The organism is Streptomyces pristinaespiralis (assembly GCF_001278075.1).
GTDB lineage: Bacteria > Actinomycetota > Actinomycetes > Streptomycetales > Streptomycetaceae > Streptomyces > Streptomyces pristinaespiralis.
In genome coordinates, this window is sequence record NZ_CP011340.1 from 3,116,019 (window position 1) to 3,135,738 (window position 19,720).

The 19,720-nt window shown below is 70.8% G+C and carries 18 protein-coding genes and 1 pseudogene; 7 read left to right on the plus strand and 12 right to left on the minus strand.

Translation table 11 applies throughout. The features are described from left to right. Entirely contained in the window at positions 1-981 is a 981-nt protein-coding gene (locus SPRI_RS12870; protein WP_037773774.1) for a LysR family transcriptional regulator, read from the minus strand. A 193-nt stretch (positions 982-1,174) separates the two neighbouring features. Between SPRI_RS12870 and snpA the strand changes: the two genes are divergently transcribed. Next, positions 1,175-1,831 (plus strand): snapalysin, encoded by a 657-nt coding sequence (gene snpA / locus SPRI_RS12875; protein WP_005312063.1) that lies wholly within the window; start codon positions 1,175-1,177, stop codon positions 1,829-1,831. A 77-nt stretch (positions 1,832-1,908) separates the two neighbouring features. Here the strand turns inward: snpA and SPRI_RS12880 are convergent, their stop codons facing one another. The 4 genes from SPRI_RS12880 to SPRI_RS12895 form a co-directional block, all read right to left on the minus strand. Continuing rightward, positions 1,909-2,352, minus strand: coding sequence for a DUF6304 family protein (locus SPRI_RS12880; RefSeq protein ID WP_005312065.1), 444 nt, complete (start codon positions 2,350-2,352; stop codon positions 1,909-1,911). A 483-nt stretch (positions 2,353-2,835) separates the two neighbouring features. Further along, entirely contained in the window at positions 2,836-3,417 is a 582-nt protein-coding gene (locus tag SPRI_RS12885) for a dihydrofolate reductase family protein (RefSeq protein WP_005312069.1), read from the minus strand. A gap of 133 nt (positions 3,418-3,550) precedes the next feature. Further along, positions 3,551-4,582 carry a family 2 encapsulin nanocompartment cargo protein polyprenyl transferase gene (locus tag SPRI_RS12890; protein ID WP_037773776.1) on the minus strand — a complete coding sequence of 344 codons (1,032 nt, stop codon included), beginning with the start codon at positions 4,580-4,582 and terminating at the stop codon, positions 3,551-3,553. A 98-nt stretch (positions 4,583-4,680) separates the two neighbouring features. Beyond that, positions 4,681-6,099: a family 2B encapsulin nanocompartment shell protein gene (locus SPRI_RS12895; protein WP_005312072.1), complete on the minus strand. Its 1,419-nt coding sequence runs from the start codon at positions 6,097-6,099 to the stop codon at positions 4,681-4,683. 147 nt (positions 6,100-6,246) lie between these two features. On the opposite strand from SPRI_RS12895, the gene SPRI_RS12900 reads away from it, so the two are divergent. Then, positions 6,247-7,179: a 1-aminocyclopropane-1-carboxylate deaminase/D-cysteine desulfhydrase gene (locus SPRI_RS12900; RefSeq protein ID WP_005312075.1), complete on the plus strand. Its 933-nt coding sequence runs from the start codon at positions 6,247-6,249 to the stop codon at positions 7,177-7,179. Positions 7,180-7,183: 4 nt separating this feature from the next. Here SPRI_RS12900 and SPRI_RS12905 read toward each other — a convergent pair whose 3' ends face one another. Beyond that, positions 7,184-8,782, minus strand: coding sequence for a Na+/H+ antiporter (locus SPRI_RS12905; RefSeq protein ID WP_037773778.1), 1,599 nt, complete (start codon positions 8,780-8,782; stop codon positions 7,184-7,186). 44 nt (positions 8,783-8,826) lie between these two features. Here SPRI_RS12905 and SPRI_RS12910 point away from each other — a divergent pair, with 44 nt between their 5' ends. The 3 genes from SPRI_RS12910 to SPRI_RS12920 all read left to right on the plus strand — a co-directional run bounded on the left by SPRI_RS12910 (position 8,827) and on the right by SPRI_RS12920 (position 10,683). Further along, entirely contained in the window at positions 8,827-9,087 is a 261-nt protein-coding gene (locus tag SPRI_RS12910; RefSeq protein ID WP_005312079.1) for a UBP-type zinc finger domain-containing protein, read from the plus strand. Between the two features lie 244 nt (positions 9,088-9,331). Beyond that, the gene (locus SPRI_RS12915; protein WP_005312080.1) at positions 9,332-9,745 is read left to right on the plus strand and encodes an ATP-binding protein; all 414 of its coding nucleotides are present in this window, start codon (positions 9,332-9,334) and stop codon (positions 9,743-9,745) included. Further along, the gene (locus SPRI_RS12920; protein WP_374987857.1) at positions 9,742-10,683 is read left to right on the plus strand and encodes an RNA polymerase sigma factor SigF; all 942 of its coding nucleotides are present in this window, start codon (positions 9,742-9,744) and stop codon (positions 10,681-10,683) included. The genes SPRI_RS12915 and SPRI_RS12920 overlap by 4 nt, the downstream gene beginning before the upstream one ends. Positions 10,684-10,912: 229 nt before the next feature. Here SPRI_RS12920 and SPRI_RS12925 read toward each other — a convergent pair whose 3' ends face one another. Further along, complete coding sequence (locus SPRI_RS12925; RefSeq protein ID WP_053556943.1) at positions 10,913-11,329, minus strand: hypothetical protein; 417 nt, start codon at positions 11,327-11,329, stop codon at positions 10,913-10,915. 123 nt (positions 11,330-11,452) lie between these two features. Here SPRI_RS12925 and SPRI_RS12930 point away from each other — a divergent pair, with 123 nt between their 5' ends. Together SPRI_RS12930 and SPRI_RS12935 are read left to right on the plus strand one after the other, a co-directional pair. Then, a complete protein-coding gene (locus tag SPRI_RS12930) occupies positions 11,453-12,421 on the plus strand; it encodes a diacylglycerol/lipid kinase family protein (protein WP_005312086.1) in 969 nt (322 codons plus the stop codon). 319 nt (positions 12,422-12,740) lie between these two features. After that, on the plus strand, positions 12,741-12,998 hold the full coding sequence (locus SPRI_RS12935) for a WhiB family transcriptional regulator (protein ID WP_003953983.1): 258 nt from the start codon (positions 12,741-12,743) through the stop codon (positions 12,996-12,998). 201 nt (positions 12,999-13,199) lie between these two features. On the opposite strand, the gene SPRI_RS12940 is transcribed toward SPRI_RS12935, so the two are convergent. The 5 genes and pseudogenes from SPRI_RS12940 to SPRI_RS12960 form a co-directional block, all read right to left on the minus strand. Then, positions 13,200-14,675 (minus strand): PAS domain-containing sensor histidine kinase, encoded by a 1,476-nt coding sequence (locus SPRI_RS12940; protein ID WP_037773783.1) that lies wholly within the window; start codon positions 14,673-14,675, stop codon positions 13,200-13,202. Between the two features lie 346 nt (positions 14,676-15,021). Beyond that, positions 15,022-16,090, minus strand: a pseudogene (locus SPRI_RS12945) (SIS domain-containing protein). Between the two features lie 93 nt (positions 16,091-16,183). Beyond that, positions 16,184-17,719 (minus strand): glycoside hydrolase family 3 protein, encoded by a 1,536-nt coding sequence (locus tag SPRI_RS12950; protein ID WP_005312142.1) that lies wholly within the window; start codon positions 17,717-17,719, stop codon positions 16,184-16,186. Positions 17,720-17,728: 9 nt separating this feature from the next. Further along, positions 17,729-18,607, minus strand: a complete 879-nt coding sequence (locus SPRI_RS12955; protein ID WP_005312144.1) for a carbohydrate ABC transporter permease — start codon at positions 18,605-18,607, stop codon at positions 17,729-17,731. Further along, a complete protein-coding gene (locus tag SPRI_RS12960; RefSeq protein ID WP_005312145.1) occupies positions 18,604-19,614 on the minus strand; it encodes a carbohydrate ABC transporter permease in 1,011 nt (336 codons plus the stop codon). The genes SPRI_RS12955 and SPRI_RS12960 overlap by 4 nt, the downstream gene beginning before the upstream one ends. Positions 19,615-19,720 lie beyond the last annotated feature (106 nt).

Genomic DNA, 19,720 nt, shown 5'->3' on the forward strand with positions numbered 1-19,720 from the left:
TCAGGCCGCCGGCAGAGGGGCCGGTTCGGCCTGGGCCAGGAGCGGGCTCTTGTGGCGCAGCAGCCATTGCCGGTAGGCGGCTGCGCGCAGGGCCGCCTCGCGGTAGGCGGCGGTCAGGTCGGCGTACACCGACTCGTACAGCTCGCCGGAGGGCCCGGGTCTGGAGAAGAGCAGGAGGCGGACCGCGAGCGGGTCGCCGCGGAGCGGGCGGACGGCCATGTCCTCGCGGGGCATGGAGGTCGGCTGGCAGGGGGCGACGACCTCGCCGACCGCGATCAGGGAGGCGGCCGTGTGGTAGTCGCCGTGCAGGACGGGCGGGTCGATACCGGCCGCGCCCAGTACCCGCCGCAGCCCGTCCCACTCCCCGTCCACCGTCGGGTCGACCATCCAGCGGTCATGGGCGAGATCGGCCAGGTCAACGACCGGGGCCGCCGCGGCGGGGTGGTCGCGTGCCAGGGAGACGAACTGGGGCTCCCGGTCCACGAGTACACGCGCGCACAGTCCGTCCGGGACCAGTAACGGGCACCCCTCCACCTCGTGCACGAAGGCGACGTCGAGCTGGCCTGCGGCGACCATCCGCAGCAGGGCGTTGGCGGACACGTCCATGTGGAGCGAGATGTCGGTGCCGGTCAGCCGGTCGCGCAGGCGGCGCAGCCAGCCGGCGAGCGCCCGGCTGGCGGTCGACCCGATGCGCAGCAGCGGACCGCCCTCACCGGCCGCGGCCGCCTTCGCCTCCACGACGAGCGCGCCCATCTCCGCGACGAGGGGCCGGGCCCGGCTCAGTACGGAACGGCCGAGCGGCGTCGGCCGGCAGCCGGTGCGCTCCCGCGAGAAGAGGGCCGCGCCCAGAAAGTTCTCGATACGGCGCAGTTGCGTCGTCAGGGACGGCTGGCTGACACCGAGCTGCCGGGCGGCTTTGTGCAGGCTGCCGGTGTCGGCTATGGCGCACAGCGCACGCAGGTGCCTCACCTCGAGCTCCATGCTCCCGAGCGTAGGGCTGCACCAACTGCCACACCAGACACCGTAGTCGGGGCAGGACGGGCGGATCGGGACAGGCTGCTCGGGAGTGGGTGATGCGCCCGCGCTATCGCCCCCTGGCATCATCCGCGCGGCGGTGCGCCTCCCCGACACTTCGGCTACCGAACGTCGTTCAACGGACCAGTAGGAGCCCCCCATGCGTCACACCAGAACGTTGTTCTCCGCCGTCGTCGGTCTCGGCCTCGCCGCCGTCCTCGGCACCGTGCCCGCCACCGCCGCCAACTCCCCTGCGGCCGCGGTGACATCCTCCTCCACCTCGTACGCCGCGTACGAGGGCTCCGCGGAGGACGCGAAGGCGACCAGGGCCTTCTTCGACGCCGTGGTCAGGTCGGTCGCCCAGAAGCGCGCGGCGAACCCGGGCGCGCAGGCCGTGACCGTCGTCTACAACGCGAGCAACGCGCCCACCTTCCGCACCCAGATAGCGCGCAGCACCCAGATCTGGAACGGCTCGGTCAGCAATGTCCGGCTCGTCGAGGGCTCGGGCGCCGACTTCGCCTACTACGAGGGCAACGACTCACGCGGGTCGTACGCGAGCACCGACGGTCACGGCCGCGGCTACATCTTCCTGGACTACCGGCAGAACCAGCAGTACAACTCCACCCGTGTCACCGCCCATGAGACCGGGCACGTGCTCGGACTGCCCGACCACTACTCGGGTCCCTGCAGCGAGCTGATGTCGGGCGGCGGCCCCGGCACCTCGTGCCAGAACGCCTACCCGAACTCGGCGGAACGCTCCCGGGTGAACCAGCTCTGGGCGAACGGGCTCGCTGCCGCGATCGCCAAGGTTTCCTGACCGGAGCCTGCCGACGGGAAGGGGCGCCCCGCAGTGCACGGCGGGGCGCCTTGTCGTGTCTGCCGCGTAGAAGGCGCTCAGGCCTGGGCCGGTTCGCGCCGGCCGAGTTCGGCGCCGGGCGGCAGTTGGCGGCGGATCCTGCCGAGCGCGTCGTCGAAGTCCCCGTCCCCGACGCCCGCTTCGTATGCCGCACCGCCGTAGTGCAGTGTCAGATTGAGGTCCGACCGGTCGAGCGGCGGCTCTTTCCCGGTGGGCTCACCCAGTGTCAGCAGGCAGCTCAGGGTCGCCTGCTGGACCGTGCCGTCCGCGTGGACGGGCAGGGGCATGTCCCATTCCAGGACACAGGAGGCCAGCACCTGGGAGGCGCCGACCGCCCTGAGAGCGGCGAAGGTGGCCCCCTCGTACACAACGCCTCTGATGGATGTGCGCAGTTGGCCGCCGCTCGCCGATATGGTGACCGATTCCGCGCCCTGCCGGTCGCGGTACCAGCCCGCCCAGGCTTCCGTAGACTCCGATGACATGCGCGGACTGTAGCGGTAGGGCCGAGCGGGGCGCGCCCCAGGTGCCCCTCAGGACGTGCCGGTCTCCCGGCCGGGGGCGTCGTCGGGCGACTCTCCGGACGGTCCGGCCGGCGATGCGTCGGACGCACCGGGTCCGCCCGGCTCGTCCGGCCGGCCAGGGCCCTCGGGCCGGTCCGGCCCTCCCCGCGCCTGCGGCTTCGCTCCGCCCTCCGGGGGGACGTAGAGCGGACAGTCAGGATTGCGGCAGGGACCCGGCTCCCACAACGGGACGTACGTGCCCAGTGTCTTGTGCCGCTTCACCACCGATTCCACCGGTTGCCCGCAGGCGGCGCACGTCTGACGGCGCTGCGGGTCGTGACTCGTCCGGGGTACTTCACGTCCTTTGCTGCCCATACAGTCAGAATATGTCGGTATGGGCAGCTCGGACAGCGCAGCTCCTGCGGCCGGTCCGCCGCGACAGGTCCGCCGCGGCCGCCCCCGCGGTCAGTCCTTCCGGCTGTACTGCCTGACGACCACGCCGTTGCCGAAGGCCCGCACGGAGTCCAGCGAGAAGGCCGACAGGCGGAAGGGGGTCGCGAACATCGGCATGCCGGAACCGAGCACGACGGGGTAGCTCTTGATGACGAGTTCGTCGACCTCGTCGATCAGCTGTCCGGCGACGTTCGCCCCGCCGCACAGGTAGATGTCCAGACCTTCCTCCTTCTTGAGGTCCCGGACCGCGGCGGCCACGTCGCCGGAGAGGATGCGCACGTTCGGGTCGGGTGACTCCTGGAGGCTGTTCGACACCACGAACTCACGCAGATGGGCGTACGGGCTGGTGAGCCCGACCTTCAGCGCCAGGTCGTAGCTGGCGCGGCCCTGTATGAGGGTGTCGTATCTGCTGTTCGGCACATCGTCGATACCGAAGGCGCGGCGGGCCGGGGTCGGCAGGGTGTCGGCGCACTCCTCCTTGAGGTATTCGAGGTAGTCGTCGGCCACGAGATCCGTGAAGAAGTCCGCTTCACCCCCCGGGGCGCCGATGAAGCCGTCGATGGATGCGGCGATGAAGTAGCTGAGCTTTCGCAAACCGGTCCTCTGGTCGTCGGATACCGAAGAGGCCGCCGACGGCCGGGCGCGCTCGCACCCGGCCGGACCGGGGCCCGAACCACTTCGGCCATAGTGCTTCACTTGAAGTCGTGCGGCAAGTGCTTTGCGGAGATCAGTGGTTGCGCCGGGTGACGAATTCGGCCAGGGAGAGCAGATCACTCGCCGCGGTCAGATCCGGGACGGCCCGGGACAGCCGGCCGACCGCCCGGGACATCCGGTCGCCGGCATGCATCTGGGCCCAGTCCCGCCCTCCGGCCCGCTCCACCGCGTCGGCGGCGCGGCGGACCGCCGACGCGCTCATCGGCCCCCGGTACAACTCGGCCAGCTCCACCGCCGCCGCGGTGCCGGAGGCCAGCGCGGCGACCACCGGGAGCGACTTCTTGTGCGCCGCGAGATCCGCGCCGGCCGGTTTGCCCGTCTGCTCCGGGTCGCCCCAGATCCCGATGAGGTCGTCGATGAGCTGGAACGCCAGTCCCGCCTCCCTCCCGAAGGCGTCCATCGCCGCGGCCTGCTCCTCGTCCGCGCCGGCGTACAGCGCGCCGAGGGCGCAGGCGCAGCCGAGCAGGGCCCCGGTCTTGGCGGTCGCCATGGCGAGGCACTCCTCGAGGGTGACCTCGAGCGGCGGACGTTCCTCGAAGGCGCAGTCGGCCTGCTGGCCCGCGCACAGCTCGATCACACAGGCCGCCAGCCGCACCGCCGCGGGGCCGGATGCCGGGTGCCGGTCCTCCGCGAGCAGCCGCAGCGCGAGCGCCGACATCGCGTCCCCGGCGATGATGGCGTCGGCGGTGCCGAAGACGCTCCACGCCGTGGGCCGGTGCCTGCGGGTCGGGTCCTCGTCGATCACGTCGTCGTGCAGCAGGGTGAAGTTGTGCGCGAGCTCGACCGCGGCGGCCGCCCGCACGGCCTGCCGCGGGTCGCCGCCCAGCGCCTGGCACGCGGCGAGCACCAGCGCCGGCCTGACGGCCTTGCCGGTGGCACCGGCGACCGGGGTGCCGTCGGAGCGCTCCCAGCCGAAGTGGTACATGGCGATCCGGCGCATGGAACCGGGCAGCGACGCGATGGCTGAGCGGAGTTCGGGGTCGACCGCACTGCGGGTGCGTTCGAGGAGGGCGACGGCCTCTCGGCCGTCGACGGTGTCCGGCATGGTCAACTGGCGTTCCTTTCCCGGTGGTGGCTTCCCCTCGCGGGCGGGGACGCGGCGACAGCTCCGCGCCCCCGAAGGTCACGTCGTCCCTGGGCAGGTCACCGCCAACGGCTCACCTCCACGTTCTCCAGGACGCCGAGCGCGTCCGGGACGAGCACGGCCGCCGAGTAGTAGGCCGTGACCAGGTAGGAGATGATCGCCTGCTCGTCGATGCCCATGAACCGGACCGACAGGCTCGGCTCGATCTCGTCCGGGATGCCGCTCTGCCGGAGCCCGATGACGCCCTGCTCGTCCTCGCCGGTACGCATGCAGATGATCGACGTCGTCCGGGCCTCGGTGACCGGGATCTTGTTGCACGGGAAGATCGGCACGCCGCGCCAGGCGGGCACATGGTGACCCGCCACTTCCACGCTGTCGGGCACCAGTCCGCGCCTGTTGCACTCGCGCCCGAAGGCGGCGATGGCGCGCGGATGGGCGAGGAAGAGCTTCGAGCCCCGCCGCCGCGAGAGCAGTTCGTCCATGTCGTCCGGGCTCGGCACACCGTCGTGCGGCTGCAGCCGCTGCCCGTAGTCGCAGTTGTTGAGGAGGCCGAACTCACGGTTGTTGATGAGCTCGTGCTCCTGCCGCTCGCGCAGGGCCTCGACGGTCAGCCGCAACTGCTGCTCCGTCTGGTTCATCGGCTGGTTGTAGAGGTCCGCGACGCGGCTGTGCACCTTGAGCACCGTCTGGGCGACGCTCAGCTCGTACTCCCGCGGCGCGGCGTCGTAGTCGACATAGGTGTGCGGCACGACCGCTTCGCCGACATGGCCGGCCGACAGGTCGATCGCCGCCTCGCCGTACTTGTTGGTGCGCTGGTGGGGAAGCGCCGCCAGATCCGCCAGATGGGAACGCAGCGACTCCGCCCGGTCCGCCAGGTTGAGCACGTCGTCCCTCGTCAGCACCAGGACCGTGCAGGCGGTCGCGGCGCGGGCCGTGTACTGCCAGACGGCTTCCCGGTCCAGCAGCGACTGGTCGCCGAAGTAGGCTCCGTCGGCGAGGACTTCGACGACCGCCTCGTCCCCGTAGGGACCCTCCCCCACCTTCTCCACCCGGCCGTGCGCCAGCAGGAAGATCCGGTCCGCCGCCTGGCCGCCGGTCGCCAGCACCTCGCCCGCAGCGAACTCCCGCTGCTCGCACCGCTGAGCCAGCTCCGTCAGCGCCGCCTCGTCGTCGAAGTCCCGCAGCGCCGGAAGCTCCCCCAGTTCGGCCGGGATCACGGCGACGCGGTCGCCGGTCTGGACGAACGTCACCCGCCCGTCGCCGACCGAGTAGCTGAGGCGGCGGTTCACCCGGTACGTGCCGCCCTGCACCTGCACCCACGGCAGCATGCGCAGCAGCCACCGTGAGGTGATCTCCTGCATCTGCGGGACGGACTTGGTGGTGGTCGCGAGATTCCGTGCGGCAGCGGTACCGAGACTCTGCTGAGGTGCCTGGTCGCGAATGCCCTCGCCGACGGAACCAACCGAACCAACCGTCATGAGACTCCCTCTCGATCATGTCCTGACCTGCGAAGCAAGCGTCCCAGTACGGTATGTAAGTACGCCATTACACAAATGAGTGTGACTGGATCACCGCGGAGCGGGGCAGTAGCCGGACCCGTGGACACATCCGGCCAGAATGGGTTCATGCCCGAACCGACCTCGACCGATCCGGTGGCCGCGATGCGGCCCCGTCTGCCGTCGCCGCTGCAGCAGGTCGAGGACGAGCGCTTCTCCCGGCACGGCGTGCGACTGCTCCTCAAGCGCGACGACCTGATCCACCCGGATCTGCCGGGCAACAAGTGGCGGAAGCTGGCCCCCAACCTCCGGGCGGCGGCGGGCCGGCCGGTGCTGACCTTCGGCGGCGCGTATTCCAACCATCTGCGGGCGACGGCCGCCGCGGGGCGGCTGCTCGGCTTCGGCACGATCGGCGTCGTACGCGGCGACGAGCTCGCCACCCGCCCGCTGAACCCGTCCCTGGCCCGGTGCGCGGCGGACGGCATGCGCCTGCTGTTCGTCGACCGCGCCACCTATCGCGCCAAGGACGACCCGGGGACGCTCGCCGGGATCCTCCGGACGGCGGCGACGGACGACGTGTACGTGGTTCCCGAGGGCGGGAGCAACGCACCGGCCGCGGCCGGCTGCGCCGGACTCGGGCGCGAGCTGCGCGGCCTCGCCGACGTGGTGGCCGTCGCCTGCGGCACCGGGGGCACCCTGGCCGGACTGGCGGCCGGACTGGGCGACGGGCAGCGTGCCCTCGGCTTCCCGGTGCTCAAGGGCGGGTTCCTCGCCGCGGCGGTACGCGACCTCCAGGAAGAGGCCTTCGGCGGCCCCACCGGCGACTGGTCCCTCGACGAGCGCTTCCACTTCGGCGGGTACGCCCGTACCACTCCCGGACTCGACGCGTTCGCGGAAGGCTTCGGCGCACGTCACGGGCTTCCCGTCGAGCGGGTCTATGTCGCCAAGATGCTCGCCGGACTCGTGGAACTCGCCGCGGAGGGGGCCTTCCCGCCCGGCACGACGGTCGCGGCCGTGATCACCGGGCAGGAGGACGGGCGGGCGGCCGGCGCCGCCGGGTGACCGTTCAGGCGGTTTCCTCGCGGTAGGCGGCCGCCTCCTCCAGATCGAGCCTGCGCAGCAGCTTGCGCAGCATCTCGTCGTCGATGACCCGCCGGTTCCGCAGGTCCACGAACACGTCCCGTTCCGCCGCGATCATCTCCCTGGCGAGCCTGCGGTAGGTGTCGTCGGCCGACTCGCCGGTCGTCTCGTTCACCGAACCGAGCCTCTCCCACACCGAGTTCCTGCGGCGTTCCAGCACCGTGCGCAGCCGCTGTTCCAGTGGCTCCGGCAGCCGGTTGCCCTCGTCGGCGAGCAGTTCCTCCAGCCGCCGCTCCGCCGCCGCGGACGCCTGGCTCTGCGCCTGCGCCTCTGCCAGGGTCTCCGCCTGGACGTCTCGGCCGGGGATCTTCAGAGCCCGGATCAGGGACGGCAGCGTCAGCCCCTGGACCACCAGCGTTCCGATCACGGTGGTGAAGGTGAGGAACAGGACCAGGTTGCGGGCCGGGAAGTCCTCTCCGCTCGACGTCGTCAGCGGGATGGAGAAGGCGATCGCGAGCGACACGACCCCGCGCATGCCGGCCCAGCCGACGATCAGCGGCGCCGTCCAGTTGGTCTCCGGCTCGCGCTCCCTGATCCGCCGGGACAGCATGCGCGGCAGGAACGTCGCCGGGTAGACCCATACGAACCGCACCACCACCACGGCGATGAAGACCCCGGCCGCGTACCAGAGGGACTCCCCCACGCCGTAGTCGCCCAGTTCCCCCACCACGATCGCCAGTTGCAGGCCGATCAGCGCGAAGACGGTGGACTCCAGGACGAAGGCGACCATCTTCCAGACGGCCTCCTCCTGGAGCCGGGTCGCGAAGTCGACCTGGTAGGAGTGATGGCCCAGGTAGAGCGCGACGACGACCACGGCCAGGACCCCGGAGGCGTGGACCTGTTCTGCGGCCGCGTAGGCGATGAACGGGATGAGCAGCGACAGGATGTTCTGCAGCAGCGCTTCCTTCAGGTGCTTGCGCAGCCAGTGGATCGGGACCATCAGCGCCAGACCGACGCCGACCCCGCCGACGGACGCCAGCGCGAACTCCGCCAGCCCGTCGCCCCAGCTGGTGCCGGCCCCGATCGCGGCCGCGAGGGCGACCTTGAAGGCGGTGATCGCGGTGGCATCGTTCACCAAGGATTCACCTTGAAGGATCGTGGTGATCCGGCCGGGCAGACCGAGCCTGCGCGCGATGGCCGTCGCGGCGACGGCGTCCGGTGGCGCGATCACCGCACCGAGCACCAGGGCCGTCGCCAGCGGCAGATCGGGCACCAGGAGATAGGCGAGGCAGCCGACCGCGACCGTCGCGAACAGGACATAGCCCACGGACAGCAGCGCGACGGGACGGATGTTGGCCCGCAGGTCGAGGTACGAGCTGTCCAGCGCGGCCAGGTGCAGCAGCGGAGGCAGCACCAGCGGCAGCACGATGTGCGGGTCGAGGTGGAAGTCGGGAACGCCCGGCACGTACGAGGCGGCCAGTCCGGCCACCACGAGCAGCAGCGGCGCCGGGACCGGCGTCCTGCGGGCGGCGCCGGCCACCGCCGCGCTCACCGCGATCAGCCCCACCAGCGGCAATGCTTCCATCACACCGACCTCACGTCCGTCTTCCCCGTCGTAATCTGGCAATCATGAGTGAGTGCCCCCACGTAGCAGAACTGCCGCGCCCCGAACCGGCTCCGCTGACCGACACGTGTCCGGAATGCCTGGCGGCCGGCAGTCACCCGGTCCAGCTGCGACTCTGCCTGGCGTGTGGGCACGTGGGCTGCTGCGACTCCTCGCCGATGCGGCACGCGAGCGCGCACTTCCGTGAGACGGGGCACGCGGTGATGCGCAGTTTCGAGCCGGGACAGGTGTGGCGGTGGTGCTTCGTCGACGGTTCGATCGTCTGACGCCTGGGTACGTCAACCATCCGCCGACCCCGCTCAATTGGGCGGCGCAGACCTCTAGCCACTGTGCGTACTCATAGGCTTACATTGAGTGACACTTGTCGGCATGGGGGTCCTGGCGACACGGCACCATGGATCGCGATAGCGTCGCCAGGCCAGACCTGGCTGCGTGACCGACCGCGTAACGCACGGCCGCGGGGCCTCTGCCCCCGGCCCGGAAAGAGCTTGTGCCACCTTGGAGGTGAGGGTGTCCCATATTGCAGGCGAGCCCGGGACCCAGGACTTCGTGGAAGTCCGGCTGCCCGCTGCGGGTGCCTACCTGTCCGTACTGCGAACGGCCACCGCCGGCCTCGCAGCGCGCTTGGACTTCACCCTCGACGAGATCGAGGACCTGCGGATCGCGGTGGACGAGGCGTGCGCGATCCTGCTGCAGCAGGCCGTCCCGGGGTCCGTCCTGAGCTGTGTCTTCCGGCTAGTCGACGACTCGCTGGAGGTGACGGTCTCCGCGCCCACGACCGACGGCCGGGCGCCGGAGCGTGACACGTTCGCCTGGACGGTGCTCTCCGCACTGGCCGGCAAGGTCGACTCGTCGGTCGCCGACGACCGCACGGTCGCCATCAGTCTGTACAAGCAGCGCGGCGCGGGACCCGGGCCGGCGTGAGCAGCGGAAACGGGGACGGTTCGATGCGGGAGGACGAGGAGCGAGGCCCGCGGGTGCTGAGCGCGTCCGCCGGCATCCCTGAGCAGCAGGCGCGGCCGCACCCGGTGGTGGACGAACCTGATGGCCGTACGGCCTCGGCAGAGCGGGCGGACCGTATGAGCGAGCACCAGCAGGATCATCACCCTCATGACCGCAGCGGCGCGCGGGCGATGTTCATCGAACTGCGCAAGCTGCCCGACGGGTCGCCCCAGCGGGCAGAGCTGCGCAACCAGCTGGTCCGGATGCATCTGCCGCTGGTCGAGCACCTGGCGCGGCGGTTCCGGAACCGCGGCGAGCCGCTGGACGACCTCACCCAGGTCGCGACGATCGGCCTGATCAAGTCGGTGGACCGGTTCGACCCGGAGCGCGGTGTCGAGTTCTCGACCTACGCGACCCCGACGGTGGTCGGCGAGATCAAGCGCCACTTCCGTGACAAGGGCTGGGCGGTCCGGGTGCCGCGCCGCCTTCAGGAGCTGCGGCTCTCGCTCACGACCGCGACGGCAGAGCTCTCCCAGCAGCACGGCCGGTCCCCGACCGTGCACGAGCTGGCGGAGCGCCTCGGCATCTCGGAGGAGGAGGTCCTGGAGGGTCTGGAGTCCGCGAACGCGTACTCCACGCTGTCCCTGGACGTCCCCGACACGGACGACGAGTCCCCGGCGGTGGCGGACACGCTCGGCGCGGAGGACGAGGCGCTGGAGGGCGTCGAGTACCGCGAGTCGCTCAAGCCGCTCCTGGAGGGCCTCCCGCCGCGGGAGAAGCGGATCCTGCTGCTGCGGTTCTTCGGGAACATGACCCAGTCCCAGATCGCGCAGGAGGTCGGCATCTCCCAGATGCACGTCTCCCGCCTCCTCGCCCGCACTCTGGCGCAGCTGCGCGAACGCCTCCTGGTCGAGGAGTAGCCCCTCTCGCGGCCCCGCACCGCCGCCGCCCCGGACCGCGTCCCGCCCCGGGGCGAACACCGGCGGAACCGGGCCCTTCGGGCGGGAGGGGGCGGGGTCGTAGGGGCGCCCCGGGAGCGGAGCGCCGCCGCCCGTGCGCAGCGCACGCACGGACCGGTGCGCTCAACGGAACACGCCACGCCGGGACCGGCCCGCCCGGGCCTCGCCTCGACGTGCCGCCGCCCCAGGGCTACGCGCGGCTGCGGATGCCGAGTGCCTGCGCCGTCGTCGGGTTCACCAGCAGCACCAGGCCGGTCACCACGACCGCCGCCAGCACCACGCCCAGCGGGATCAGCGCGCCGGACGCCCGCAGCAGCGTCCACGCGGGGATCAGTCCGATCAGCTGGGTGATGATCGCCGGTCCACGGCTCCAGCTGCGCTGCCGCAGCAGTCCTCGCGCCGCCGCCAGCGGGATCACTCCGAGGGCCATCAGCGTCAGGCCGCCCATCTCCGCCTGGGAGGGGCTGTCGGGCCGGCCGAGCAGACCCATCACAAGCATGTACACGCCACCCACGACCAGCGCCAGCCCTTCGGCGGCGCACACCGCTGCCGCGGCGGTCAGACGGGTGGGGCGGCCGGGGGCGGAGGTCTGGTCGTCACTGCTCACCCGTGCAGGGTATCCGTCCGCCCGCGCGAGGCAGCTTTCGCCCGTGTCCTGCCGCGCGCACCGCACGCCCACCGCCGAAACCCGGACTGGGCCAGGTACCCCCCAGTAGGTACGCTGCATCGCATGCGCGCACTTCTCGTGGTCAATCCGGCAGCAACCACCACCAGTGCCCGCACGCGCGACGTACTGATCCACGCGCTCGCCAGCGAGATGAAGATCGAGGCGGTCACCACCGAGTACCGCGGCCACGCCCGCGACCTCGGCCGCCGGGCCGCGGAGTCGAACGACATCGACCTGGTCGTCGCCCTCGGCGGCGACGGCACGGTCAACGAGGTGGTCAACGGCCTGCTGCACAACGGCCCCGATCCGGACTCCCTCCCCCGTCTCGCGGTGGTCCCCGGCGGCTCGACGAACGTCTTCGCCCGCGCTCTCGGCCTGCCGAACGACGCCGTCGAGGCGACCGGCGCGATCTTGGACGCGCTCCGCGACCGGACCGAGCAGACGGTCGGCCTGGGCCTCGCGGCCGGCACGCCCGGCACGGACGACGAGGCCGTCCCAGAACGCTGGTTCACCTTCTGCGCCGGGCTCGGTTTCGACGCCGGCGTGGTCGGCCGGGTCGAACAGCACCGCGAACGCGGCAAGCGGTCGACACACGCCCTCTACGTGCGCCAGGTGCTGCGCCAGTTCCTGGAGGACCCGCACCGCAGACGCGGCACCATCACCCTGGAGCGGCCCGGCGCGGCCCCCGTCGAGGACCTGGTGCTGTCCATAGTCTGTAACACCTCTCCGTGGACCTACCTGGGCAATCGCCCGGTGTACGCGTCCCCGAAGGCGTCCTTCGACACCGCCCTCGACGTGCTCGGACTGTCGAAGCTGTCGACCCCCGCGGTGGCGCGTTACGGCACCCAGCTGCTCACCTCGAGCCCGGATCGCGGGCCCCGCGGGAAGCACGCACTCACACTTCACGACCAGACCGACTTCACCTTGCATTCAAAGGTCCCACTGCCCTTCCAGATGGACGGTGACCACCTGGGGCTGCGCACGAGCGTGACGTTCACAGGCGTTCGCCGTGCACTGCGTGTGATTGTGTGACCGGAACGACCGAAAGTCCTTTATCTCGAACGTACGGGCTGGGATCCACCCCATAGAAGTACGGCTGTGACCTAGTCGACACCGAGGAATCAAAAAAAACTTTCCGGAAGGGGTTGTATCCGTCGCCGAGGTTTGCGAATCTCTACATGGCGATCGGGACGGCCCGCAACATCGGCCCCACAGACCGCCGGAACCCCTCCACGAATCCAGGACCCAACGCCGGGCAAACTGGCGATCGGCCCTTCCCTTGCGGGGGGATTCGTGAAAGCGTTCACATTCACAAGCAACCTGCACGTAATACCAAGGAGAGGTAGCAGCCATGGACTGGCGTCACAACGCCGTTTGCCGCGAGGAAGACCCCGAGCTCTTCTTCCCCATCGGCAACACCGGTCCTGCGCTGCTGCAGATCGAGGAAGCCAAGGCCGTCTGCCGTCGCTGCCCCGTCATGGAGCAGTGCCTGCAGTGGGCGCTCGAGTCCGGCCAGGACTCCGGCGTCTGGGGTGGCCTCAGCGAGGACGAGCGCCGCGCGATGAAGCGCCGCGCCGCTCGCAACCGGGCGCGTAACGCCAGCGCCTGACGCCCCCTGCTACCGGCCTCCCGGCGGCGCGTACAGCGAGTACGCACTCACCGCCTTCGAGCCGCAGCGCGCAGTACCCCCGATGCGCATCGCACAATGCAGCACATGAGCTTCGAGCCCCGGACCGTGTCACACGGCCCGGGGCTCTTCGCTGTGCCTCGCCGGGCCGGTCCCCGGCGAGCTGTCCCCCGAGCGGCGGCGCTAACGCCGGTCCGGCACAGGGATGTCGAGCACGACCCGTGTGCCGCGCCCCGGAGCGGGTACCGGGACCATGTCGAACGTCCCGCCCAACTCCCCCTCCACGAGGGTCCGTACGATCTGCAGCCCGAGGTTCCCCGTCCGCTGCGGATCGAAGCCCTCCGGCAGGCCGCGGCCGTCGTCCTGAACGGTGATCAGCAGCCGGGCGTTCTCCGTGCGCGCGTCACCGCGGACTGCCGCAACCTCCACCGAACCCTGCTCCCCCTGCGCGAAGGCGTGTTCCAGGGCGTTCTGCAGCACCTCGGTGAGCACCATGGACAGCGGCGTGGCGATCTCGGCGTCAAGGATGCCGAAGCGCCCGGTGCGCCGGCAGTCGACCTTGCCGGGTGAGATCTCCGCCACCATCGCGATCACGCGGTCGGCGATGTCGTCGAACTCCACCCGCTCGTCCAGATTCTGGGACAGCGTCTCATGCACGATCGCGATCGAACCGACGCGCCGCACGGCCTCGTTGAGGGCCTCACGCCCGCGCACCGAGTCCATCCGGCGTGCCTGGAGGCGCAGCAGTGCCGCGACCGTCTGGAGGTTGTTCTTCACCCGGTGGTGGATCTCCCGGATGGTCGCGTCCTTGGTGATCAACTCCCGCTCGCGGCGGCGCAGTTCGGTCACGTCCCGCAGCAGCACCAGGGAACCGATGCGCACGCCCTTGGGCTTGAGGGGAATCGCCCGCAGCTGGATGACTCCGCCGTTGCCCTCCACCTCGGTCTCGCGCGGCGCGTATCCGCTGGCGATCTTGACGATGGCCTCGTCGACCGGACCGCGGGAGGGGGCCAGTTCGGCGGTGACCTGGCCCAGGTGCTGGCCGACGAGGTCGGAGGCCAGACCGAGGCGGTGGTAGGCGGACAGTCCGTTGGGGCTGGCGTACTGGACGATGCCGTCCGCGTCGAGCCTGATCAGCCCGTCTCCGGCACGCGGCGAGGAGTCCATCTCGACCTGCTCCCCGGGGAACGGGAACGTGCCGGCGGCGATCATCTGCGCCAGGTCGGAGGCGGACTGCAGGTAGGTGAGCTCCAGCCGCGACGGGGTGCGCACGGTGAGCAGGTTGGTGTTGCGCGCGATGACGCCCAGGACCCGGCCCTCCCGGCGTACGGGGATGGACTCGACCCGCACCGGGACCTCCTCGCGCCACTCCGGGTCGCCCTCGCGCACGATCCGCCCCTCGTCCAGCGCGGCGTCCAGCAGCGGGCGCCGGCCGCGCGGCACCAGGTGGCCGACCATGTCGTCCTGGTACGAGGTGGGGCCGGTGTTCGGCCGCATCTGGGCGACGGAGACGTACCGCGTGCCGTCGCGGGTGGGCACCCACAGCACGAGGTCGGCGAAGGAGAGGTCGGAGAGCAGCTGCCACTCCGAGACCAGCAGATGGAGCCACTCGAGGTCTGACTCACTCAGAGCGGTGTGCTGGCGGACGAGTTCGTTCATGGAGGGCACGTCAGCGAGGGTACCCGCGGGCCGCGGCGCCGCGACGGGACCCTCAACCCGTCCGGCACCGCAGCCCGGAGTTGCGCGGCCGGCGGGTGTGCGGTCCCGGTCGGCCGTGGGAGGTCTCGACGCAGTCAGGGCAGAGAGCGCCGGGGACCTCGTTCCACCCTCCTGTGCGGGGAGGGCGGAGGCTTGTGCAGTTTCGATTGTGGACTAGACCATTCGGCTCTGTCCATGCCTGGCGCACGTTAAGTTCCGCCACCATACTTATACACCGTCGTGAACGACGGGCGGGCCCCTCATCACACCCGCCCGTCGCGATCACGGCCCCCGCCGCACGACCGGCTCAGCGCGTCTCCGTCACCTTCGCCAGCGCCCTCGGGGCGTCCGGGTCCTGCCCCCGCGCGATGGTCACTTCGTACGCGAGCAGTTGCAGCGGAAGGATCTCCAGAATCGGCTGGAGCTCTTCCGGCACGCCCTCCGTGGGCAGTACGAAGCCCGCGGACGCGGCCTCGACCTGCGGAGCCGGGCCCACCACGAAGAGGTCCGCCCCGCGGCCGCGGAGCCGGTCGAGCACCGGCTGGAGCGCCTCGCCGCCCTTGCCGTCCGGCACCACCGCGATCACCGGGGAGACGTTGTCCACCATGGCGAGCGGCCCGTGCAGCAGGTCCGCGCCGGAGTACGCCAGCGCGGGGATGTAGCTGGTCTCCATGAGCTTGAGCGCCGCCTCCTTCGCCGTCGGGTAGCCGTAGCCCCGCGACGTGATGACCATGCGCTCGGCGAAGCGGTAGCGCGAGGCCAGCGCGCGCACCTCGTCCTGCCGGCCGAGGATCCGCCCGGCCAGGTCCGGCACCAGCCCGGCCGCCGGCACCTCCCCACCGCGCAGACCCTCCACGCAGGTGGAGGGCCATCAGGGAGGCGGTGTAGGTCTTGGTGGCCGGCAGGGCCTTCTCCGGGCCGGCCATGATGTCGATCGAGAACTCGGAGACCGCGGCCAGCGGCGAGTCCGGGTTGTTGGTCACCGCCAGGGTGACCGCGCCGGCCTCCCGCGCCGCCTTCGTGGAGGCCACCAGGTCGGGCGAACCGCCGGACTGGCTGATGGTGATCACCAGGACGTCGGCGAGCGAGGGGCGGGCGCCGTAGGCGGTGGTGGTGGACATGGAGGTGAGTCCGCACGGCAGCCCGAGGCGGATCTCGATCAGGTACTTCGCGTAGAGCGCGGCGTTGTCGGACGTGCCGCGCGCCGTCAGCAGGACGAACCGCGGTTTCTTCGCCGCGATCGCCGATGCCACCTGCCGGATCCTCGGCGCGCCCTCGTCGAGGATGCGCCGCAGGACCGCCGGCTGCTGTGCCATCTCGCCGGACATGATCCGGCCCGGGTGCTCCTCGTGCTCGGCCGACGTCGTGGCGGACATGCCCGTTGCCTCCAGGTGACGCTCAGGGTGCCGGGCGGCGACACCGACGGCGCCCGCCCGGCACTGCACGGTCCACGCAGGCCCACGCCCGGCTCAGCGGCCGGTGATGGCCTCCGCGGCGGCGCGTCCGCAGACGCGGGCCGCGCCGTGGGTAGCGATGTGCAGGGCCCCCCTGGGCGCCGCCCGGTTCAGACCCATCTCGACCACGACCGTGTCGGGACGGGCCGCGAGGAGCGCGTCGAGGGCGTTCGCCATCCACGGGTGACGGTGGACGTCGCGAACCACAGCGACGATCCTACGGTCCGCCGCCGCCTCCAGCACATGTGACACCAAGTCGGACGTATCGCCCTCTTCGGCGTAGGTGCCGGTCTCCGTGCCGGGCAGCAGGGCCGTCAGTTCCGCGGCCACGCCCCACGGAGTCTCGTCCCCGACGGCGATGTTGGCGACGGGAGTGAAGGCCGCCACGTACGGGGCCGCCGTGACCGGCTCCCGATCCGGTCCGCCCGGAGTGACCCGCACCGCGCGGCGCGCGGCGACGAGACCGATCTCCGTGTCGGAGCCGGGCGCGGTCCCCTCCTGTGAAGCCGCGCCCGGCTCTGCTGCAGCCCCCCTGGCCCGCCGCGTCCAGTCCGCGAGGGCACGCACACGTGCCGCCGCGTCGGCCAGCCGCTCCTCGGGCAGGTCGCCGTTCCGCACCGCATCGACCAGCGCGTCGCGCAGTCGCAGTACGGTCTCCTCGTCGGCCAGACCGCCACCGACGCAAATAGCGTCGGCGCCGGCGGCGATCGCGAGGACCGAGCCGCGCTCGATGCCGTACGTGGACGAGATGGCCTGCATCTCCATGCCGTCCGTGACGATCAGGCCCTGGTAGCCCAGCTCCTCGCGCAGCAGACCGGTGAGGATCTGCGGGCTCAGCGTCGCGGGACGGTCGGGGTCGAGCGCGGGAAGTAGGATATGCGCGCTCATCACCGCTTTGGAACCCGCCGCGATGGCCGCGCAGAAAGGCACCAGCTCACGGGCGTGCAACGTGTCGAGGTCCACATCGATACGGGGCGCCGCGTGGTGCGAGTCCACATTGGTGTCGCCGTGCCCGGGGAAGTGCTTGGTGCAGGCGGCCACGCCGGCGGCCTGCAGTCCCTCGACGTAGGCGACGGTGTGGCGGGCGGCCAGTGCGGTGTCGGCGCCGAACGACCGCACACCGATGACCGGATTGTCCGGGTTGGAGTTGACATCGGCGGAGGGTGCCCAGTTGAGGTCCACCCCGCACTCGGCCAGCCGGCGCCCCAACTCGTGCGCGACGGCGCGGGTGAGGTCGACGTCGTCCACCAGGCCCAGCGCGTAGTTGCCGGGGAACGAGGAGCCGGTGCGCACCTCGAGCCGGGTGACGTCGCCGCCCTCCTCGTCGATGGCGACAAGGACGTCGTCGCGTTCCGCCCGCAACCGGGCGGTGAGCGCGGCGAGCTGGCCGGGCGAGGTGATGTTGCGGCCGAACAGGCCGACGGCGCAGAGCCCTTCACCGATCTGCCGCAGAAGCCAGTCGGGCGCCGTGGTGCCGACGAAGCCGGGCTGGAGGATGGTGAGCGCGTCGCGAGTCAGGGTGCCTGACGAGCCACGTACCAGAGTGGTCATGAGGTGGCGTTATCCCTTCACTGCGCCCGAGGTGAGCCCTGCGGCCATCTTCTTCTGGATGATCATGAAGAAGACGACGACCGGCAGTGCGATGAGTGTCGAGGCCGCCATCAGCGCGCCGTAGTCCGTTCCCCGCTCGGTGGTGAACGTCATCAGCCAGACGTTGAGCGTGTACTTGGAGTTGTCGTTGATCAGGATGTAGGCGAAGAGGTACTCGTTCCAGGCGTTGACCAGGGCGAAGATGGACGCCGCGGCGAGGCCGGGGGCGAGCAGCGGGAAGATCACGCGACGGAAGGCGCCCATGCGGGTGCAGCCGTCGACCATCGCGGACTCCTCGAGCTCCACCGGGATGTTCACCACGAACCCGCGGATCATGACGATCGCGAACGGCAGCGTGGAGACCAGGTAGACGACGATCAGGCCCCAGTACTCGTCGAGCCCGCCGATGGCGTTGAGCTGCGCGTAGATGGGGATGAGCATCGCGGTCGGCGGCAGCATCTGGACGAGGATCAGCACCATCAGCAGCGCCTTGCGGCCGAAGAAGCGGAACCGGCCGATGGCCAGGGCGGCCAGGGTGGCGATGATCATTCCGCCGACCACAGCGGTGACCGAGACGATGAGGCTCGACTGGACCGCGGTGGCGAAGTTCTCCTGCTTCACCGCGCGGGCGAAGTTGTCGAAGGTCAGCGACGAGGGCCAGAGCGTCTGGTCGTAGGACCGGATCTCATGGTTGGGCCGCAGGGCGCTGATGACGAGCCAGTACACCGGAAAGGCCATCAGGACGGCGGTGAGCAGGCCGAGGACGTCGTAGTGCCAGCGGGACTTCTTGCGGTCCGGCCTGAGTTCCTGCCCGGCGCCGGCCGGGGAGGGAGCGGTGGAGGTGCTCATTCGACCTCTCCTGTCTTCATCAGCTGACGCAGGTAGTACACGGCCACACCGGACAGCAGCAGAACGGTGATCAGGGCGATCGCGGTGCCCTGGCTGAACGAGGTGGACTCGAAGGCCTTGGAGAAGGAGTAGAGGCCGAGCGTCTCGTACTCGGGCTCCGGCTTGTTGCCGCGCAGCAGCCAGATCTGCCCGAAGACGTTGAAGTCCCAGATCACCGAGAGGGTGGCGACCATGGTGAAGACGGGGCGGATCACCGGCCAGGTGACGAAGCGGAACACGGCGGGCGCGTTAGCGCCGTCGAGGGCGGCGGCCTCCTCGAGCTCCCTGGGCACCTGGGTGAGGGCCGCGTACAGGGTGATGACCACGAAGGGGATGGCGCCCCAGACCACCAGCAGGGCGATGATGGCGAAGCCCTGCTTCGGGTCGAGGAACCAGTTGTGACCCAGGAAGTCCTCGCCGGCGACCTTGGCTATCAGGGTGTTGATGAGGCCGTAGTCGGAGTCGGAGAGCCAGCGGAAGATGGAGGCGGCGACCATCAGGGGCATCGACCAGGCCGCGACCAGCGCCGCCGTCAGCACCAGCCGCACCCACGTGGTCAGCCGGGTCATCAGCAGGGCGAGCAGCAGACCGATGCCCATGGTCAGGCCCACGCAGACGACCATGAACACGACGGTGCGGCCGGTGACGGACCAGAACTCGGCGTCGCCCAGGATGTTGGTGAACTGCTCGAAGCCGACCCAGGGCGGCGATTCGCCCGTCCACAGCTCCTTGCGCCCCATGTCCTGGAAGGACATGATCACGGTCTTCACCAGCGGGAAGGCGTAGACCGCGGCGACCGCTACGAGCGCGGGGAGGATCAGCAGGTACGGGAGGAGCTCTCCCTTCTTCCGCTGTTTCCGGCCGGAGCCGCTGATCCCCTTCTCGGGCGCCGGCTTCGGGCCGGTTCCTTCCGGGGCACGTGGTACGGGTACCGGCGGGCCGGCGGCCTTGGTGTCGGCGGCAGTCACGTGGCTGACCTTCCGTTTGTTCTTCTGCACCGAAAAGGGCGGGGGCGGGAGCCGCGTGGTGCGGTTCCCGCCCACCGCCTGGAGAGCCCGTCGGGCGTCCGCGGCG

What these genes read in the sequence shown, in the direction of transcription:
- SPRI_RS12950 (WP_005312142.1), bottom strand. Translation starts at nt 17,719, where the DNA reads ATGACCACTCTGGTACGTGGCTCGTCAGGCACCCTGACTCGCGACGCG.
- SPRI_RS12905 (WP_037773778.1), bottom strand. Translation starts at nt 8,782, where the DNA reads ATGGAAGCATTGCCGCTGGTGGGGCTGATCGCGGTGAGCGCGGCGGTG.
- SPRI_RS12870 (WP_037773774.1), bottom strand. Translation starts at nt 981, where the DNA reads ATGGAGCTCGAGGTGAGGCACCTGCGTGCGCTGTGCGCCATAGCCGAC.
- SPRI_RS12895 (WP_005312072.1), bottom strand. Translation starts at nt 6,099, where the DNA reads ATGACGGTTGGTTCGGTTGGTTCCGTCGGCGAGGGCATTCGCGACCAG.
- SPRI_RS12930 (WP_005312086.1), top strand. Translation starts at nt 11,453, where the DNA reads ATGCGCGCACTTCTCGTGGTCAATCCGGCAGCAACCACCACCAGTGCC.
- SPRI_RS12880 (WP_005312065.1), bottom strand. Translation starts at nt 2,352, where the DNA reads ATGTCATCGGAGTCTACGGAAGCCTGGGCGGGCTGGTACCGCGACCGG.
- SPRI_RS12890 (WP_037773776.1), bottom strand. Translation starts at nt 4,582, where the DNA reads ATGCCGGACACCGTCGACGGCCGAGAGGCCGTCGCCCTCCTCGAACGC.
- SPRI_RS12935 (WP_003953983.1), top strand. Translation starts at nt 12,741, where the DNA reads ATGGACTGGCGTCACAACGCCGTTTGCCGCGAGGAAGACCCCGAGCTC.
- SPRI_RS12900 (WP_005312075.1), top strand. Translation starts at nt 6,247, where the DNA reads ATGCCCGAACCGACCTCGACCGATCCGGTGGCCGCGATGCGGCCCCGT.
- SPRI_RS12940 (WP_037773783.1), bottom strand. Translation starts at nt 14,675, where the DNA reads ATGAACGAACTCGTCCGCCAGCACACCGCTCTGAGTGAGTCAGACCTC.
- snpA (WP_005312063.1), top strand. Translation starts at nt 1,175, where the DNA reads ATGCGTCACACCAGAACGTTGTTCTCCGCCGTCGTCGGTCTCGGCCTC.
- SPRI_RS12955 (WP_005312144.1), bottom strand. Translation starts at nt 18,607, where the DNA reads ATGAGCACCTCCACCGCTCCCTCCCCGGCCGGCGCCGGGCAGGAACTC.
- SPRI_RS12910 (WP_005312079.1), top strand. Translation starts at nt 8,827, where the DNA reads ATGAGTGAGTGCCCCCACGTAGCAGAACTGCCGCGCCCCGAACCGGCT.